Raw genomic sequence first — 18,732 nt, forward strand, 5'->3', positions numbered from 1 at the left:
TTTTATTATAAAAGAATATATGTTTTGTTTTCAATGGAAGTTTTTGTGAAACGAAAACGAAAAGTTCCCGGCCAGCGGCATATTTGAAGTGCCGGGGTCCAAATTGTACTGTGATTTGAGGGTTTGAGGCTTTGAGGCTTTGAAGATCTGAACCAGTCATGTGATGCGACTGGAAAAAATATTAGGGCAGTGAAACCTTTCTATTGCCTAAAAAGCAGGCGAGACTATTTCGTTTGATGCCCGCACGTTTATAATAGAAATACAGGAACTTCGAAAAAAGGAGATCGGCATATGGACAGAAATTTACTTGCAGGGATGATTCGGCGCCGGCTGGCACAATATGGGCAGGAAAACACCCGCCTGCCTGCTGATGAAATGGAAAAACTCGTGGATAAAGCACTGAACATACTGGCAGAACCAGGCAGTGAAGCAGATGTTGGGGATATCGTTGAAGATGTTGCGTATGAGTATGTGACAGGATGAGAATAAGAAAAGTCTAAGGCGCCCGCTTAGCGGTTACGCATAAGCGGAGCCTATCCACACCAATTGATTGGTGCGGACAGGCTCGCCTCCTCGGAAATGCACCGCATATTTTCGTCTGTCCGTGAAGACTTGTTCAATATCCAGCGGGAGCAGTGGGACGGGTGAGATCACGCGGCATGGAAATTACCACGTTCTTTCCCCTCGATTCACACAAGCCTGCGGCCGAAACGGGCTGTTTACTCAAATGCGGTATCACTCGGCCGATTTTTGGCTGGTGACCTGGCGGATTTGTCTCATTTTTTAAAAAAACAATTCATTTTCTTTGTATTTCACGCCGGATGACTGTTCATTCATGCCATATCCCCGGTTTTTCACGCCGTACACGAACAACCGCAATCAGGGGGATGCACTTTCGCGCGGCATCCCGTTTCTTTCACGCCAAACTGCAGCTGTTTCACGCGCAATCTCCCACATTTCATGCCGAAGCGTCCAACTTTCACGCCAAAGGAGCTGTTTCGCGCCGTTCAGCCCGGCTTTCACGCCGTAACTCCATTTTTTCACGCCGCAGCTGATCCGCACCTCAATACGACGGCACGCCAGCACAGCCTGAGTTCCCCTGGGCATGGAAATTACCACGTTCTTTCCCCTCGATTCACACAAGCCTGCGGCCGAAACAGGCTGTTTACTCAAATGCGGTATCACTCGGCCGATTTTTGGCTGGTGACCTGGCGGATTTGTCTCATTTTTTAAAAAAACAATTCATTTTCTTTGTATTTCACGCCGGATGACTGTTCATTCATGCCATATCCCCGGTTTTTCACGCCGTACACGAACAACCGCAATCAGGTGGATGCACTTTCGCGCGGCGTCCCGTTTCTTTCACGCCAAACTGCAACTGTTTCACGCGCAATTTCCCACATTTCATGCCGAAGCGTCCAACTTTCACGCCAAAGCAGCTGTTTCGCGCCGTTCAGCCCGGCTTTCACGCCAAAACTCCATTTTTCACGCCGCAGCTGATCCGCACCTCAATACGACGGCACGCCAGCGCAGCCTGAGTTCCCGGGTCTGGAAATTTTCACGTTCTTCCCCCACTTTTCACTTCTTCCGAAAAGCATTTCCGGCGACTTTTTCCACAATCCCCGGGAACAGCTGGTATAATACGCTCCCTGCGTTCATCCAGCGCGGCAGGTTAATTTCCCGCCGCGGCTTGACCATGGCCCCGGTGATTTTTTCTGCCACCTCTGCAGCGGGCAGCATGAATTTTTCCACATTTTTGACATAGCTCCCCGATTTGTCGGCTGTTTCAAAAAAGTTCGTTTTGATCGGGCCGGGGTTCACTGCCGTCACATGGATTCCGTATTGAACCGTCTCCATGCGCAAACTGTTGGTCAGGCCGAGCACGGCATGTTTCGTCGCAGAGTAGGCGCTCGATTTCGGGGTGGCGAGTTTTCCTGCCTGAGAAGCGACATTGATGATATGCCCGCTTTTTTGTTCCTTCATATGAGGAAGCACCATCCCGGTACAGGCAATCACTCCGAAAACGTTGACGTCGAACATCCTCTTCACTTCATCCAGCGGGGCTTTTTCAAATTCTTCAAAAATCCCGAAGCCGGCGTTATTGACGAGTATGTCAATCCTGCCGGCCTGTTCGTAGATGGTTTTGAATACCTGTTCGACCTGCCCGGGATCGCTGACATCAAGCGCAAAATATAAAGGCCGCAAACCGGTTGTCTTTTCAATCCGGCTGGCAGCTGCAGCCAGCCTGTCTTCCGACCGGGCAAGGAGCACGGTCAATGCCCCCATTTCAGCAGCTTTGTATGCGGTCTGCTCGCCGATTCCGCTGGAAGCTCCCGTAATGGCGATTACTTTTCCTTTCAAATATTGATTTCTCATATGACACCTCTGTTTTGGTCAGTCTGCCGCATAATAACACCAGGCGGCACATGTCCGATCAACATAGATAAGGCCTTCATCCTCGAGATAATCAAGCTGGCCGATCGTTTCTGACATTGTCAGGCCAAGCTCTTTCTGAAATATGGTCGGAAACAATTTTTTGCAAATTTGAAAAGCGGTCATCGGCTGCTCATTAAGCCAGCCATGAATTGTGAGGGCACGCTCGTGCTGCTTCTTCAGCCTGTTTTCCACGAGGGCAGCCGCCTTTTCAACACTGCGGCCATGACCCGGCAGCACAATTTCCGGATGAAGCGCCGCCACCTTTTTCAGCGACTCATTGTAAAGCAGCTGCGGCCGGGCCCGTTCTTCTTCTCCCGGATAAGGAGGCTCAATCAACGGATTTGAGGAAATGTGCTGCAGCAGCACATCGCCGCCGATCGCAATCCCTGTCTCCCTGTTGTGAAGCATGATGTGGCTGCCGGCATGACCCGGGACTTCGTACACCGACCAGCCAGGCAACCCGGGGGCCTCGTCTCCTTCTGCAATTGTGCCGGTAAGCTTTCGGCTGCAAGAATATTTCATCGACCTGTTCATTTTGCTGACGAATTTCAAAAAGTATGAATCGATGCCGCTCTTTTGGAAAAGATCGAGTAAGAACTCCTCATAATTCCGGAAAAATGTTTCGTCTCGGCTTATCCACGGATCATTTTTCCAGTGGCCGATAACAGGAATGGATTCTGGCAAATAATCAAGCAGGCCGGCATGATCGGGATGATGGTGCGTCAAAATGACCTGTTCTATATCATCGGGCACACGCCCCAGTTCTTTCAGCTGCAGTTTAAAGGCTTCCCAGGCTTCCTCCGTTTTCGCCCCTGTATCCACGAGTGTAAGGGCCTCGCCCTCGACGAGATAAATATTCACATCACCGACGGGAAAAGGAGTCGGAAGCACAAGCCGGTGAATTTTTTCGGTTTTCAACATGTCCATTCATTACCTCCATATCTTACAATCCACACAAAACATTATAGCGAAAAAATGGAATGTCTACAAAATGAGGAGCCCGGCCGCAATTTGACAGCGAGGGCTCCAGCATTACGGTTACGGTGTATTTTCAAGAAGGCGGCCAACTGTCCTGGAAAGCAATTCATGCAAAGTGCCGAAAGAGAATGACAACTCAAGCCGCTCCGTCCACTGGTGGGCATCGCGTCCGAGCGGACCGAGATTCAAGACCGGGACGTTCAGCGCTTTCAGAGCTTCAATGGGTAGATTATACCCATTCTGGAACAAAGGCATGTTCTCCGTCAGCGGACTGAGCCCCTCTTCCGTTTCTTTCAGCTGGACAAAACTCAAATCAGAAAGGCCGGCAAAATAGTACTGGTGCTTAAAGTCAACGTTATACGTTTTCTTGCTGTATGCGATTAAATCATTCACTGTATCCATGATCCACGGATTATCGGCGGAAGATACCGCCGGATAAAACGGCGGACTGTAAAACAGTATGATCATCGGGGCTTCCTTATTGCAAAGTGCAGCCAGGTCATGGACCAGGATTGTTGTAAAATCACGGTCACCAGCATCGTGCCTGTTGGCGATGAGGTAATTTTGGCGCCTGTGGATTTCCTCTTCCCCATAAAGGGCGATCGCTTTTTGTTTCAGCGTTTCATACGTAAAGACCTGTACTTTGACCGGTTTGGGTGAATAAGATTGAAAGCCGGCAAACTGGCGGGCGCGGCGGAGAAAATTGTCTTCGATATTACGGGCAGCCGCGCGGGCCACTTGCATGAGCAGACTCGTAATATCCTCCCCCGATCTTTTCATATTCATGACATTGAATAAGGCCACTGATGCATGCGGGATTTGCACAGAATACTCTTCTTTTAAATCTTTTTGCATCAAGTTCACAGGCGGCGGGGTCGCTTCATCCCCGACCCGTTCGCAAAACGCAGCGTTCAGTTCAAGGATCCTGCTGATTTCCGATGCCATATAATTTGAATTCAACCCGGAAAACGGCTCACCGACGTGTGTCTCTTTCCCGTAACAGAAAAAGCCGGGCAGCAGCTTGCCGACTGATCCGGTATACACATATTTCGCATGATCGCCCGGATATCTGGAAAACATCGGTTCCGAATTCAGGCATACCGCATATTCAAGGCCGTACTGTTTAGCCATTTCAATAAGGACAGGGACAGCTTCAATCATGCCGGCGGAATTGACTTCTTCGTCAGGGACAGAAAGCATCAGCACATTCCCTTCAAATTCACCGGCGGCAGCTTTCTCTATCATCGACATATGGAGGGCGGCCCCGGCTTTCATATCCATCGCCCCGCGGCCGAATAACCATTCGCCTTCATCTAGGTCCCGCTGCACATCGTCAGGAAGACGGCTGCGGTATTTATAAAATTCAGCAGTAAGGGCATCCGCACGAAAAGCAAGCTGCTTCCATGGCCCATAATCCTCTACCGGCACGACATCAAAGTGGCTGAGCAAAATGACGGTTCTTTTTACACCCGGCTTTTTGACGAGGGCAGTCACAAATGACCTCCCGTCTGTAAGCGGATGAAGTTTCACCATATCCGTGTTATGTTTAAAATACGGCAAGAAGGATAAATTTCTATGAATATATTCGGCAACGGCCACTTCATCTTCGGACCCGGTGATGCTCTGGTATTCCACAAGGTTGACGAGCAGTTCCTTAAGTGAATCTTTCGTTTGCCACCTCATCGCCATTCCTCCCAGCTGCTGTTGTCTATTTGAAAGTCTTTATATCTGACTCAATACTATAATATTATAGAAAGCATCGAAAAAAATCCAATTTTCATTCATTTCAGAAAGCAGGTGGCCTAAAATGAAGACACAAATTTTTGCACACCGAGGCGTTAGCTCGCTTGCGCCTGAAAATACGATGCCAGCTTTTAAAAAGGCGCTCGAATATAAGGCTGACGGCATCGAACTCGATGTTCAGCTCTCAAAAGACGGCGTTCCTGTCGTCATCCATGATGAGACGCTGGAGCGGACTACCACCGGTTCAGGAATGGTGAAGGACCATACTGTTGCAGAGCTGAAAAAGCTTGATGCAGGAAAATGGTTTTCCCCCGCCTACTGGCACACAACGATTCCGACACTTGAGGAATTTGCCGGTTGGGCGGCGGAAACATCATTGAACATAAATGTCGAATTGAAAACGAACAAAGTCAGATATGAGGGCATAGAACAAAAAGTTCTCGACATTCTCAAAAAATACGGATTGACAGAACGATCTGTCATCTCTGCCTTTCATTACGAAAGCCTGAAAGCCGTCCGGGAAATCCACCCGGATATGAGTTTTGCCCCGCTTTCTTCCAAACGGCTCGCTAAGCCGTGCGAATTTGCAGAAAGCATCGGGGCTGACAGCATCCACCTGAATTACCGGCTGATCAATCGCAGGCTCATCAAACATTGTGGTAAATCCGGGGTCACGCTCAGAACATACACCGTCAATTCCGTCTTTGCCATGCGGAAATGCTTCAGATTGAATGTGCCGGCGATCATTACGGATATGCCCCACAAAGCCGTTGTGCTCAAATCAAAGTAATCAGCGGACAAAATGATATAATGTAAGAAAAATGCAACTTACTAGATAGGAGATGACCCTGTAATGACCGCATTATTTTCCCCGTACAAAATAGGAAACATCGAATTGAAAAACCGGATCGTCATGTCTCCGATGTGCATGTACTCAAGTCATAATGAAGATGGGATGGTGGAAAACTGGCACAGGACCCACTATGTGTCACGGGCAGTTGGAGGAACCGGACTGATCATGCTTGAAGCGACCGCTGTAACGGCGCAGGGCCGCATATCCTCCCGTGATCTCGGAATCTGGAGTGATGACCATATTTCAGGTCTGTCGGACCTTGTAAGCCAGATCCACGAACAGGGGGCACACGCCACCATCCAGCTGGCTCATGCCGGCAGAAAGGCGACCGTGGATGGACCAATCATCGCCCCTTCCGCAATTCCTTACAACGAAAAGATGAAAACACCGGAAGAAATGACGAAGGAAGATATTTCTGAGACGATCCGCGCCTTCAAGGAAGGTGCACGAAGAACGAAAGAAGCAGGCTTTGACATCATAGAGCTCCATGCCGCCCACGGCTACCTGATCAATGAATTTCTTTCACCCCTTTCAAACAGGCGGGAAGACGAATACGGAGGCAGCATGGAAAACCGTTTCCGATTTTTACGCGACATCATGCGGGCCGTAAAAGAAGTATGGAATGGTCCGCTCATGGTGCGGATTTCAGCGAGCGATTATCATGAAGAAGGAAATGATATCAGCGATTATGCAGTAATGGCCGCTTGGATGAAGGATGAAGGAGCCGGCTTGATCGACTGCAGTTCAGGAGCTGTCGTGCCGGCTCAGATTAATGTCTATCCCGGATATCAGGTGAAATTTGCGGAAACAATCAAAAAGGAAGCGGGAATCGCCTCCGGAGCAGTCGGGATGATCACCTCCGGACTGCAGGCTGAAGAAATTCTCCAGAATGAGCGGGCTGATCTGATTTTTATCGGCAGAGCGCTGCTGGACGACCCATACTGGCCGCTCAGGGCCGCGCGCGAACTCCAAACTGAATTCACACCACCTGTGCAATATGAACGCGGTTGGAAATAACAACCGCTCAACTTTACACATACCAAAAAACGGTTGCCTGTGGATAGGTACGGAAGGCAAGTTTCCTTTGCAGCATTTTGATCATCCGCCCGAATGAGGCTGGGACATAAGTATTTCAGCTAATGATAAACCCGAACGATTAAGAAAGATTTCAATGAATCTTTCACCTAACCGTTCGGGTCTTTAATTACTCTCTTCAATAAATCTTTTAATGTTGCATACTATTTTTAAAAACCAGTGGAATGGAGCGGAAGACACTCGACTCCAACGGGAAATAGAGGAAAGGCTGAGACCCCGCAGGCGAAGCCGAGGAGGCTCAGCTTCCTCCCCGTGGAAAGCGAGTGTCTGCAGCGCAATGGAACGAACTTGTTTTTTCAGCTTAACTGATTATTAGTAAACAGTATTACGTTGAATAGATATTGTTCGTCTCTAAGCATGACTTATTTAGTTATGTCCCAACCTCAATGTTAGTTTTCCAACAAGTATAGCCTAAAGGCCCGGGGAGAGCTCTTAACCTTGCCGGGGAGGCTTTAATGGTTCAGCATAAATAAACACAGGAGGTTCATCCCCCTGCGTCTCTAGTGCAATTAACCAATGAAACATGTGATGTTTTACCGGTTAACCACATTGCTAATGAAATTCCTCCACTCTGCAACCGAGCTTCTTACTGCGCGGGTGCCTGTTTTTTGGTGAAATGGGAATTTACATATATGTACCGGAAACATCTTTTATTGAGCGGCTTCCCCTGTGGAGCCGGTTTTCTTTTCTAATGTGCAGGTATTTCGATTGACCATAAGTCTTCTGCGACATATACATCCGGAAATATCCGGGCGGCTTCATCACGGAGCCGGGTGGCTGATTCATTTTGGTAGCGTGAACTGATATGTGACAGGACAAGTGTCCTCACCCCGGCCTGCCTGGCGCTTTCAGCAGCCTGCTCGGCGGTTGAATGGAAGTACTGGAAGGCAAGGCCTGCTTCGTCTTTCGAAAAAGTGGCTTCATGGACGAGCAAGTCAGCGTCACGGGCAAGGTCAAGTACAGCCGGTGTCGCTCTCGTATCCCCGAGAACAGCGACTTTCCGGCCCGTTTTTGGCTCTCCGATGAAATCTTTTCCGTACAGGATCTTCCCATTTTCAAGCTTAACCTGTTCGCCTGCCTTTATCTTCTGATAAACCGGCCCCGGCTTTACACCTTCTGCTTTTAACTTCTCAACATCAAGTTTTCCCGGCTTTTCTTTTTCAGTAATACGGTAACCGTAGCTTGGGATACCGTGTTCAAGTTTGCGGGCCTCAACGGTGAATTGCTCATCTTCAAAGATGATGCCTTCTTCAATTTCAGCAATTTCAAGTTTATACCGTAAATGGGTCTTGCTGAGACGCAGTGATGCCAGCACATATTCCCTTATTCCGGGAGGACCGTAAATTGTCAGCGGTTCTGTACCGCCCTGGAAGGAGCGGCTGCCGAGAAAACCGGGCAGGCCGAATATATGGTCTCCGTGCATATGAGTAATAAATATTTTATCCACTTTACCGGGTTTTACATTCGTATATAATATCCGGTGCTGAGTCGCTTCCCCGCAGTCAAAGAGCCATGTCGTCCCCCGCTCGGCCAATAAATGCAGAGCGGCTGCCGACACATTCCGCTGTTTCGACGGGACTCCGGCACCAGTGCCTAAAAACACCAATTCCATTTTTCATATTCCTCTCTGTCTGTCCATTCTGCCATTCATTATACATAATCCATTATGCCATTCCAATTATCCTCTTATCATCGGCGGGATAGCCGGCTTTCGGAATTGCTTTTCCCTTCATTCAGCCTATTTTCCCATGACCGTTATTGACCAGCTGCAGGTATTGGCTTTTACCACGGGCGCAAAACCCGTTTAAACATATGAATTCTCAGCATGGCTAACTTCTGTCATTTTGCCAAAAGGGGGACGAATTTGTTTGGTGCATAGATTCATTTTGTACTTGAAAACCGAATCCGTTAGGCACCGGGCTGGCGGTTTACTCTTCTCTTTTACTTCCGAACCTTTGATCCCGCAGAAAATCCTTATTGAAGCTTGTCCCCTTATGCGGATTTTCTTCCTCGGCCGGTTTTCGGGCAGCTGACGGGTCGAGACCCCGCCGGACAACGGGTTTCCCGTATTTATCTTGAAGTTTGCTCATCGCGCTGTAGAGCGGCTCATCTTTCGCTTCTTTTTCGTAAGAAAATAAATCAAGCTGTTTATATGCTTCTGCCTTTTCGGAAAGATCCTGCGCGGTTACGCCGAGGAGCCTGATCGGTTTTTCGTTCCAATGTTCATCAAACAGCCGAATCGCCTGTTCAGCTATTTCTTCTTCCTTCATGACCGTCGTATCAAGTTTTCGGCTTCTCGTCACAGTTTTCCGGTCATGGTAGCGGATCATGACCTGGATATTTGATGAGACAACCTGCTTTCTAGCCATCCGTCTTGCGACGGAGGTGCTCAGTTCACGGATCGTTTTATAAATTACGGTGGGATTTGTTGTGTCCTCCGGCAGCGTAGTTGAATTTCCGATGCTCTTGAACTCCGCGACCGCATCGGGATCAACAGCAGAATGGTCAATGCCGTTGGCCCGGGACTTTAACCTTTCGCCGTTAATGCCGAGCAATTGCTTCAGTTGGTATTCGTCAGCTTTAGCCAGGTCACCAATAAGGCGGATGCCGATGCCGTTCAGTTTTACCGCAGTCCGGCTCCCGATTCCATACATTTCTTCCACTTTCAGCGGCCAGAGAACTTCCGGGACATCCCGTTTCCTGAGCACGGTAATCCCCATCGGTTTTTTCATATCGGAGGCCATTTTCGCGAGGAACTTATTGGGAGCTATGCCGATACTGCAGGGAAGATCCAGTGTCTCTTTTATTTCCGCCTGGATGTGATTGGCAATCTCAAGCGGAGAGCCGAGATGGCTGCTGCCTGATATATCAAGATAGCCTTCATCGATGGAAACAGGCTGAACAAGTGCGGCATACTTTGCCAGGATCTCGAACATGCGGAGGGAAGCTTCCCGATAACGGTTGAAGTTTGGCCGCTTCACAATCAACTGCGGGCATAACTTTTTCGCCTCCCAGAGCGGCATCGTCGTCTTCACTCCCTTTGCCCTCGCTTCATAACTGCTTGTCACAATAATGCCTTTCCTCTCTTCGGCATTACCCGCGATGGCGAGCGGCTTTCCCTTCAATGACGGATCGTGGGCCATTTCGACAGAAGCATAAAAACTGTTCATATCGACATGCAGGATAACACGGCCTTTTTTCGGATACATTTCGTTCATAATGACACTTCCTGTAAAACATTCTGCTTTCATTTTATCACGGACGTCTTCCTGCCAAAAGAAGTGCAGACACAAAGAAGCACACCGTTTACAATGTGAAACGGTCTGCTTCTTGACTTTCGCCCTTCCAACCGAATGGATATTCAGAGAGGTTCCCTTTTATTTTGCAGTCTCCTGGATGATGGAGACGACCAATTCTGCGGTTTTTGTAAGTTCTTCAATAGGCATTCTTTCATTTGTCGTATGGATTTCTTCATAGCCTACACCAAGGTTGACGGTCGGAATGCCGTGTCCGGCAATGATGTTGGCGTCACTGCCGCCGCCGCTCGTCAACAGCTGCGGTTCCCTGCCGATATTCCGGACTGCATTTTTGGCGATTTCAACCACATGGTCTCCGTCTGCATGTTTGAAGCCCGGGTACATCACTTCGAAATGGAAATCGACGGAACCTCCCATATCATCTGCTGCTGTCTCAAACGCTTCTCTCATTTTCTCGACCTGATGCTCCATTTTTTCCTGTACCAGGGAGCGGGCTTCTGCGAGGATATCCACCCTGTCGGTGACAATGTTTGTCTGCTTGCCGCCTTCAAAACGCCCGATATTGGCGGTCGTTTCGTCATCTATCCGGCCAAGCGGCATCCTGGAAATCGCTTTTGCGGCAAGGGTGATGGCGGAAACACCCTTTTCAGGCGCAACTCCGGCATGAGCCGTTTTCCCATGGACAACCGCCTGGATTTTAGCCTGTGTGGGTGCAGCCACAATAATATTTCCGACCTTTCCGTCACTGTCAAGGGCGTAGCCGTATTTCGCTTTCAGGCGCGCCGGGTCCAGCGCCTTTGCACCGACAAGGCCGGACTCTTCCCCTACCGTAATGATGAACTGGATGTCGCCGTGCTTGATATTCTCTTCCTGCAGTACTTTAATCGCTTCAAGCATGGCAGCAAGACCTGCTTTATCATCAGCACCGAGGATGGTGGTTCCGTCGGTGACAATATATCCGTCCTCCCGGGAAGGATTTATGCCGTTCCCCGGTACAACGGTGTCCATGTGCGAAGTAAAATAAATCGTGTCGACACCGCCTTTTGTCCCTTGCAGGGTACAAATCAGATTGCCGGCGCCGTGGCCTGTTTCGCCTGTCGTATCATCCTCGAATACTTCAACGCCAAGTTCAGTGAATTTCTTTTTTAGAAGTTTGGCGATTTCCGCTTCATTTTTTGTTTCTGAATCCACTTGTATCAATTCCAGGAATTCATTGACGAGCCGTTCTTCTTTTATCATATGTATGATGTACCTCCCATTTATAGATTCTGTATCTATCTTCTCTCATTATACCCTTCCCTGCAAGGAGTTGAATCCCGTTCTTCAGGGGCAAACGGTAAAGCCATTTCCGCTCAAACGGGAAATGGCTTTAACTCAAAGCGGAATATTGCCGTGTTTTTTCTTCGGCCGCTCTTCTTTTTTATTGCGCAGCATATCCAACGATTGGATAAGCTTGATTCTCGTTTCACGAGGGTCAATGACATCATCGATCATACCCATCGAAGCGGCGACATAAGGATTGGCAAACTTTTCTCTGTATTCCTCTATTTTTTTTGCCCGCGTTTCTTCCGGATTTTCGCTGTTCTGAATTTCCTTTGCGAAGATAATATTGGCTGCTCCTTCTGGACCCATGACCGCTACCTCTGCATTCGGCCAAGCAAAGACAAGATCGGCACCGATCGATTTACTGTTCAACGCAACATATGCCCCGCCGAACGCCTTGCGGAGAATAACTGTGATTTTCGGCACAGTCGCTTCCGAATAGGCATAAAGGATTTTCGCTCCGTGGCGGATGATGCCGCCGTGCTCCTGCTTGATTCCCGGGAAAAAGCCGGTGACATCTTCGAATGTGACGAGCGGGATATTGAATGAGTCACAGAACCTGATGAATCGTGACGCCTTATCGGATGAATCGATATCCAGCCCGCCGGCCATGAATTTCGGCTGGTTGGCGACAATGCCGATTGCTTCTCCGCGGATGCGGGCAAAGCCAACCACGATATTTTTGGCAAAGTCTTTATGGACTTCCATAAATGACCCCTCATCGGAAATCTGCTCAATCACTTTGCGGACATCGTAAGGCCTGATTGCATCAAATGAGACAACCTCCGTGATGTCCGGACGGTAGTCGTCATTCTTGTCATATTCAGTGAGCGGCGGCTTTTCATCGCTGTTTTGCGGGAGGTAGCTCAGCAGCTGCCGCACTTGCTGAAGCGCCTCCGTTTCCGAAGCCGCTCCAAAGTGGGCATTCCCGCTTTTCGTATTATGTACCCTCGCACCCCCAAGGTTTTCGGATGAAATTTGCTCACCGGTAACCGTCTCGATAACTTTCGGGCCGGTTATGAACATCTGCGAGGTTTTTTCAACCATAAAGACGAAGTCGGTGATTGCCGGTGAATAAACGGCACCGCCGGCACATGGCCCCATAATGACGGACAGCTGCGGAATCACACCCGAATAGATGGAGTTCCGGTAAAACACATGGCCATAGCCATCAAGGGACAGGACCCCTTCCTGGATCCTCGCTCCGCCGGAATCATTCAGTCCGATAAACGGCGCCCCATTTTTTGCGGCAAGGTCCATGACGTTTGCAATCTTTTTGGCATGCATCTCGCCAAGGGCACCGCCAAAAACTGTGAAGTCCTGGGCAAACAAATAGACAGCACGCCCATTGATTTTACCGTAACCGGTGACAACCCCTTCACCGGGAGCTTCTTTGCCGGCGAGCCCAAAGTCGCTGTTTCGGTGTTCCATGAACGGATTCAGTTCGACGAACGTCCCGTCATCAAGCAGCACCTCAATTCGTTCCCGGGCAGTCAGTTTCCCTTTTTCATGCTGTTTGTCAATCCGATCGTCCCCGCCGCCGAGTTCGACCGTGCGCCTTTTGTCGTAGAGTTCGTTTATTTTATCAAAGATGTCCATCAGTCGCCCCCCTCTTTCACTGCCTTTTCAGTCAATTCATACAGTACTCCCGCGCTGGATTTAGGGTGTATGAAGGCAATCCTTGCATCATCCGCGCCCTGTTTGGCAGTCTCATTTATCATTTTAATTCCCTTGGTTTTCATTTCTTCGATACGCTCATCTATGTTGTCCACTGCAAGTGCGATATGGTGGATACCAGGCCCCTTTTTTTCCAGGAATCCTGCGATCGGGCTGTCACCAGCGGTAGGCTCAAGCAGCTCAAGTCTCGTTTCGCCGATGGTCAGAAAAGCGACCTTCACTTTTTCAGATTCCACTTCCTCTATTTTTTCAAGTTTCAGGCTGAGTGAACCGGCGTAAAAAGGCAGCGCTTCTTCAATGGATTGGACGGCGATTCCGATATGGTCTATTTTTTTTGGAGGATCGAACTTCCCTTTTTCTGCGCCGAGAAGCTCTCTGATATAAGTGCCGATATCCGCAGTTGTGCTGCCCGGTGTAAATACCTTTTTGATTCCCTGTTCCTCCAGATAGGGAATGTCCTCCCACGGAATGACACCGCCTGCAATGACTTCGATATCATCGCTTCCTTTCTCCTTGAGGAGCCTGACAACTTCCGGGAAGAGCTCATTATGTGCACCCGAGAGGCAGGACAGGCCGATTGCATTGACATCTTCCTGTATTGCTGCAGCTACGATTTGTTCAGGTGTCTGCCGCAAGCCTGTATACACAACTTCCATCCCCTGGTCCCGAAGTGCCTGAGAGATTACCAGGGCTCCGCGGTCATGACCGTCAAGTCCCGGTTTCGCCACCAATACCCGTATTTTTTTCTCCATGTTACGACCTCCCTCTTATGTTCTGTATCATTAGATCCCGCTGTATTCTCCGAATTCTTCCCGCAGGACGCCGCAAATTTCACCAATCGTGCAGTAATCGCGGACACAGTCTACAATCAGTTCCATCAAGTTGCTGTCTGAGCGGGCCCCCTCGCGCAATGCGGCCAGGCGCTCCTCCGCTGTGCCGGCATTCCGTTTTTCTTTCAGCCTTTCGAGCTTTTTGATTTGCCGGTCTCCAAGCGCCGGGTCAACCCGGAGCAGTTCAGGCCGCGGTTCATCGTCCAGTTTGTACTTATTCACTCCGACGACGATTTCTTCATTTTTTTCGATGGCACGCTGGGCCTCGTAAGCGGCGTGGTGGATCTCACGCTGCATGTATCCCTGTTCGACCGCTGCCACTGCACCACCGAGATCTTCTATCCTGTCCAGATACTTTTGCACTTCTTCCTCCATCTCATCCGTCAGTGCCTCTACGTAATAAGAACCGCCCAGCGGATCGACCGTATCCGCGGCACCGCTTTCATTTGCGATGATCTGCTGTGTGCGAAGTGCAATCCTGGCAGATTCTTCGGTTGGCAGCGCAAGCGCTTCATCACGCGAATTGGTATGAAGGCTCTGTGTTCCGCCAAGCACAGCTGAAAGCGCCTGCATCGCAACCCTGACAATGTTGTTGTCAGGCTGCTGGGCTGTCAAAGTCGAACCGCCTGTCTGGGTATGGAAGCGCAATTGCCAGCTCTTCGGGTTCTTCGCACCGTATTTTTCCTTCATGATTTTTGCCCAGATTCTTCTCGCTGCCCGGAATTTTGCAATCTCTTCAAAAAACTGGTTGTGCGCATTGAAGAAGAAGGCGAGCCTCGGTGCGAACTTATCCACTTCAAGCCCCGCATCGAGTGCAGCTTCAACATAAGCCATGCCGTTTGCGATGGTGAATGCCAGCTCCTGGGAGGCTGTGGCGCCGGCTTCCCTTATATGATAGCCTGATATGCTGATCGTGTTCCAGCGCGGAACATATTCTGCACAGTACGAGAATATATCGGTGATCAGACGCATGGAAGGCTTAGGCGGAAAAATATATGTACCTCGCGCGATATACTCTTTTAAAATATCATTTTGAATGGTGCCTGACAGCTTGTCTGCCGTTACACCCTGTTTTTCAGCGACGGCAATATACATTGCCAGCAAAACGGCAGCAGGGGCATTGATCGTCATCGAGGTACTGACTTTATCAAGTGGAATACCGTCCAAGAGGGCTTCCATGTCTTCAAGTGAGTCAATGGCGACGCCGACTTTTCCTACTTCCCCTCTTGCCATCGGATCATTGGAATCGTATCCGATCTGTGTCGGAAGATCGAATGCAACTGATAATCCCGTCTGGCCCTGTTCAAGTAAATAACGGAAACGCTTATTTGTTTCCTCCGCCGATCCGAAGCCCGCATATTGACGCATTGTCCAGTAGCGGGCCCTGTACATGGTTGGCTGGATGCCGCGCGTAAATGGATACTCACCAGGAAAGCCAAGCTTCCCCATGTATGATTCGTCTAACTGTTCGGGCAAATAGAGACGGTCGATTTCAATATCCGAGGAGGTGGCAAACCTCTCTTTCCGTTCCGGAAAACGTTCCATTGCTTTTTCGGTCTTCTGTTGCCATTCTTCGAGTTTTGGATGTTCGGGCTTGCTACTTTCCATCTGAATCCCCTCCCAAATATTAACAAACGCTATGGGCAAATTCTCCCTTCTGCCATTATACGAAATTTTCGTATTTTTTTCACTTATCACCTTTTTCCTTAAAGGTTCTTGTCCATATCGGCATTTCCCGTTAAAATATGTAGTAGTGAAATAAGGAGGGTGATCATGTGCCTCAAAAAGGAAGAAAATTCATCGTCATGCTGATGATTATTTCCATGCTGTTATCAACCGTCTTAATGGGAATCAGCTTTTTCCTTTAAAATGCTGTCAAAGCTTAATGCTTTTACAAAAATGCCGTCAAAACCGCTCGCTTCCGTCACAGGAGGACAGCACCAGCTCCCGGCAGAGGTTCCTGCATCTCGCCTCGCCCAGCTTTACTTGCGGTATCCCGCGGTTTTGGCTCAATTTATAATCAACAAAGCATTCTCTTAAATGGGAAAGGCTCTAACCAATAGCGATACTCCAAGCAAAGACCGAATCGAATGGCATTTCATATATCCTGCACAAAAAACGGCCCCGGGCGAATAATCCGCCTGCGGGGCCGTTTTTTGTTGCATTACCTGGCAGCATCCTCCGGATAAACGGCACCGTGTTCAACCGCAAGTTCATAAAAATCTTTTTCACTCGCCACAACGAGCACCTTCGTTCCCGGAGGCACTTCCTCAAACAAGGCCTGCACCTCGTCTTCATACATGCGGATGCATCCCTGTGAAACATACTTTCCGATCGAATCGGGATCATTGTTCCCGTGAATTCCGTATGTCCTTCCGTCCGTATCCATTGCATCGAAACCGATCCATCTTGACCCGAGCGGATTATCAGGATCATTCCCGGCAATGTTGTGCTTGCGGTAAAAAGGGTCACGCGCTTTAACGGTTATCGTAAACTCTCCTTCAGGTGTCATATCGTCATCGCTTCCCGTTGCAACCCGGTATATCATTTGAATTTTGCCTTCATTGATATAGGCCAACTCATTCACCTTTTTATTGATTATGATATATGGAGCACCCGGCACCGGATTCGCACCAAGAGGCCATACCGGAGGCAGGATGGCTGCCGCAAGTACAGCTGCAAGCATTTTCAATCCCACTGGCAATCACTCCCGTTTTTAGGTAGTGTGTCCCGCCGGGATTCGTTTCATGCCCTGCTTATATATCACTGCGCTTAAAATGTCGTTTGATTGTCAAATATTCTTCCATTTCATTTATAAAGGTAAAAAGAGCTGCACGGATTTCGAATTCTTCTCTTGTTTTCGGAAGGGGCATCTCGCGGAATGTTTCCCTCATCACCTTAAGCCTCTTTAAAAAGTAAATCGCGGTGTTCCCAGGGTGAATGGAATAACTGATCTCTTCAATGAAATCGCCTATCATCAAGCCCTGCTCAACTTCGTCCCTTACTGATGTGAGGATCGGCAATATCCGTTCAATGATTTCAAACTGTTTTTGCCTCATTTCAAAATACCGATAAAACTCGCTTCCCTCTCGAAGCACCCTGTTTTCGACGTCACGGAGGGCAAGTGCCTTAGCTCTATCAATCAATTCAGCTGTCCTCGTGATTTCTTTTCCTGTCCATGTGCTGTCCCCTGTCCTCATATAGTGGCTGATTTCCTGAAAGATCTGCTTGAAATTATCCTCAATTTCTTCCTGGTATTTCCGCAATTCACCTTCCATACTCGGCATATACAGGTTCATAATAAGAGCGATGCCGATTCCGACAACGATGATACCGAGTTCATTCAATATAAAAGGAAGATTCATGTCACCATTCATATAGATATGTAACAGGATGACAGAACTTGTAACGACCCCTTCCTGAATTTTGAGCGTTACCGTCGCGGGGATGAAAAATAACAGCATGAGGCCGATGCTTACCGGGGAGTAAACGCCGATCTCAAAAAATATAAATGCAAAGGCCATTGCAAGGATGCATGCGGCAAACCGGACCCAGGAGCTGATAAGCGAACGCTTTTTTGTCACCTGGATACATAATATGGTGAGAATGCCTGCTGAAGCATAGTTTTCAAATTGCAAAAGCTGGGCAATCCATATCGAAAGCGCCGTTCCCACTGCTGTTTTCATGGTTCGGTAACCGATTTTGTACATGTTATCTCCTTTTGGAACCGGAAGTTTCAGGTTTATATAAAACGCAAAAAAAGATGATCATAAGACCATCTTTTTTTACTATACCATATTTAATTGGCGCCTAAACTTGCCAAAATACCGTTTTTAAACTTCTTCGCAATATTTTTCAAATGCGTTCTGAAGCTTTTCAATTACTTCAACCGCTTCATGTCCCTCGATTTCATGGCGTTCCACCATCGTCTTGATTTCCCCGTCTTTAAGCAATGCGAAAGATGGGGAGGACGGAGGATACCCTGTAAAGTAAGAACGTGCCTTTTCTGTCGCTTCCTTATCCTGTCCGGCAAACACCGTCACAAGATGGTCAGGACGATAATCGTAATTGATTGCATGAGCCGCTGCCGGGCGTGCCAATCCTCCTGCACATCCGCATACAGAATTGACCATGACAAGTGTTGTCCCTTTTCTTTCAAGTGCCGATTCAACTTCTTCCGGTGTCCGGAGTTCCTCAAAACCGGCTCCTGTTATTTCATCACGCGCCTGCTGGACTATATCATTCATGAACATATTGAAATTCATTACCATACTGCGTGCACCCCTTTCACTATTTCCATTATAAAAATAGTAACATAATCCAGCAGGTTTTGAAAATATTATCTCAGCCTTATCCGAAAGCTTTTAAAAACATCCAAAATAATTAAAAAAAATTCAAAAAAGATGTTTAACGTCTTTTCTCCCGGGTATAATTATAGTACAACTAGACCCCATACCCTAAAACTCCCTAGCTTGGAGGAGAGTACCCCCCATACTCTCCTTTTTTTTTTGCAAAAAAAACCGGACGTTCGGCCGCAATT

General features: G+C 48.5%; 18 protein-coding genes. 4 read left to right on the top strand and 14 right to left on the bottom strand.

Annotation, left to right across the window (positions count from 1 at the left end):
• Positions 1-291 precede the first annotated feature (291 nt).
• Positions 292-483: a YqzH family protein gene (locus tag A4U59_RS18040; RefSeq protein WP_070121611.1), complete on the top strand. Its 192-nt coding sequence runs from the start codon at positions 292-294 to the stop codon at positions 481-483.
• A 396-nt stretch (positions 484-879) separates the two neighbouring features.
• Here A4U59_RS18040 and A4U59_RS18045 read toward each other — a convergent pair whose 3' ends face one another.
• The 5 genes from A4U59_RS18045 to A4U59_RS18060 form a co-directional block, all read right to left on the bottom strand.
• A complete protein-coding gene (locus A4U59_RS18045; protein ID WP_157888219.1) occupies positions 880-1,086 on the bottom strand; it encodes a hypothetical protein in 207 nt (68 codons plus the stop codon).
• Between the two features lie 239 nt (positions 1,087-1,325).
• On the bottom strand, positions 1,326-1,469 hold the full coding sequence (locus tag A4U59_RS21465) for a hypothetical protein (RefSeq protein WP_157888220.1): 144 nt from the start codon (positions 1,467-1,469) through the stop codon (positions 1,326-1,328).
• 109 nt (positions 1,470-1,578) lie between these two features.
• A complete protein-coding gene (locus A4U59_RS18050; RefSeq protein ID WP_070121613.1) occupies positions 1,579-2,376 on the bottom strand; it encodes an SDR family NAD(P)-dependent oxidoreductase in 798 nt (265 codons plus the stop codon).
• Positions 2,377-2,394: 18 nt separating this feature from the next.
• The gene (locus tag A4U59_RS18055; RefSeq protein ID WP_245680589.1) at positions 2,395-3,363 is read right to left on the bottom strand and encodes an MBL fold metallo-hydrolase; all 969 of its coding nucleotides are present in this window, start codon (positions 3,361-3,363) and stop codon (positions 2,395-2,397) included.
• Positions 3,364-3,474: 111 nt separating this feature from the next.
• A complete protein-coding gene (locus tag A4U59_RS18060; protein ID WP_070121614.1) occupies positions 3,475-5,097 on the bottom strand; it encodes a M20/M25/M40 family metallo-hydrolase in 1,623 nt (540 codons plus the stop codon).
• Positions 5,098-5,221: 124 nt separating this feature from the next.
• Between A4U59_RS18060 and A4U59_RS18065 the strand changes: the two genes are divergently transcribed.
• Together A4U59_RS18065 and namA are read left to right on the top strand one after the other, a co-directional pair.
• Positions 5,222-5,947 carry a glycerophosphodiester phosphodiesterase gene (locus A4U59_RS18065; RefSeq protein WP_070121615.1) on the top strand — a complete coding sequence of 242 codons (726 nt, stop codon included), beginning with the start codon at positions 5,222-5,224 and terminating at the stop codon, positions 5,945-5,947.
• Between the two features lie 63 nt (positions 5,948-6,010).
• The gene (namA, locus tag A4U59_RS18070) at positions 6,011-7,027 is read left to right on the top strand and encodes an NADPH dehydrogenase NamA (RefSeq protein WP_070121616.1); all 1,017 of its coding nucleotides are present in this window, start codon (positions 6,011-6,013) and stop codon (positions 7,025-7,027) included.
• Positions 7,028-7,793: 766 nt separating this feature from the next.
• Here the strand turns inward: namA and rnz are convergent.
• The 6 genes from rnz to A4U59_RS18100 form a co-directional block, all read right to left on the bottom strand.
• Positions 7,794-8,717: a ribonuclease Z gene (gene rnz / locus A4U59_RS18075; protein ID WP_070121617.1), complete on the bottom strand. Its 924-nt coding sequence runs from the start codon at positions 8,715-8,717 to the stop codon at positions 7,794-7,796.
• Between the two features lie 316 nt (positions 8,718-9,033).
• Positions 9,034-10,323 (bottom strand): DNA polymerase IV, encoded by a 1,290-nt coding sequence (locus A4U59_RS18080; RefSeq protein ID WP_070121618.1) that lies wholly within the window; start codon positions 10,321-10,323, stop codon positions 9,034-9,036.
• Between the two features lie 159 nt (positions 10,324-10,482).
• The gene (locus tag A4U59_RS18085) at positions 10,483-11,601 is read right to left on the bottom strand and encodes a M20/M25/M40 family metallo-hydrolase (RefSeq protein WP_070121619.1); all 1,119 of its coding nucleotides are present in this window, start codon (positions 11,599-11,601) and stop codon (positions 10,483-10,485) included.
• 135 nt (positions 11,602-11,736) lie between these two features.
• Entirely contained in the window at positions 11,737-13,284 is a 1,548-nt protein-coding gene (locus A4U59_RS18090; RefSeq protein WP_070121620.1) for an acyl-CoA carboxylase subunit beta, read from the bottom strand.
• Positions 13,284-14,114 (bottom strand): methylmalonyl-CoA epimerase, encoded by an 831-nt coding sequence (mce, locus tag A4U59_RS18095; RefSeq protein WP_070121621.1) that lies wholly within the window; start codon positions 14,112-14,114, stop codon positions 13,284-13,286. The genes A4U59_RS18090 and mce overlap by 1 nt, the downstream gene beginning before the upstream one ends.
• A gap of 30 nt (positions 14,115-14,144) precedes the next feature.
• Entirely contained in the window at positions 14,145-15,737 is a 1,593-nt protein-coding gene (locus A4U59_RS18100; RefSeq protein WP_425388924.1) for an acyl-CoA mutase large subunit family protein, read from the bottom strand.
• Between the two features lie 230 nt (positions 15,738-15,967).
• Between A4U59_RS18100 and prli42 the strand changes: the two genes are divergently transcribed.
• Positions 15,968-16,060 carry a stressosome-associated protein Prli42 gene (prli42, locus tag A4U59_RS21470; RefSeq protein ID WP_157888221.1) on the top strand — a complete coding sequence of 31 codons (93 nt, stop codon included), beginning with the start codon at positions 15,968-15,970 and terminating at the stop codon, positions 16,058-16,060.
• A 296-nt stretch (positions 16,061-16,356) separates the two neighbouring features.
• On the opposite strand, the gene A4U59_RS18105 is transcribed toward prli42, so the two are convergent.
• From A4U59_RS18105 to A4U59_RS18115, 3 genes are all read right to left on the bottom strand, one after another.
• Positions 16,357-16,878: a L,D-transpeptidase gene (locus tag A4U59_RS18105; RefSeq protein ID WP_070121632.1), complete on the bottom strand. Its 522-nt coding sequence runs from the start codon at positions 16,876-16,878 to the stop codon at positions 16,357-16,359.
• Between the two features lie 70 nt (positions 16,879-16,948).
• Positions 16,949-17,902 carry an aromatic acid exporter family protein gene (locus tag A4U59_RS18110; protein ID WP_070121623.1) on the bottom strand — a complete coding sequence of 318 codons (954 nt, stop codon included), beginning with the start codon at positions 17,900-17,902 and terminating at the stop codon, positions 16,949-16,951.
• A gap of 123 nt (positions 17,903-18,025) precedes the next feature.
• Complete coding sequence (locus tag A4U59_RS18115) at positions 18,026-18,463, bottom strand: BrxA/BrxB family bacilliredoxin (protein ID WP_070121624.1); 438 nt, start codon at positions 18,461-18,463, stop codon at positions 18,026-18,028.
• Positions 18,464-18,732: the final 269 nt, after the last annotated feature.

This window comes from Bacillus marinisedimentorum (assembly GCF_001644195.2).
In the GTDB taxonomy this organism is placed as follows: Bacteria; Bacillota; Bacilli; order Bacillales; family Bacillaceae_O; genus Bacillus_BL; species Bacillus_BL marinisedimentorum.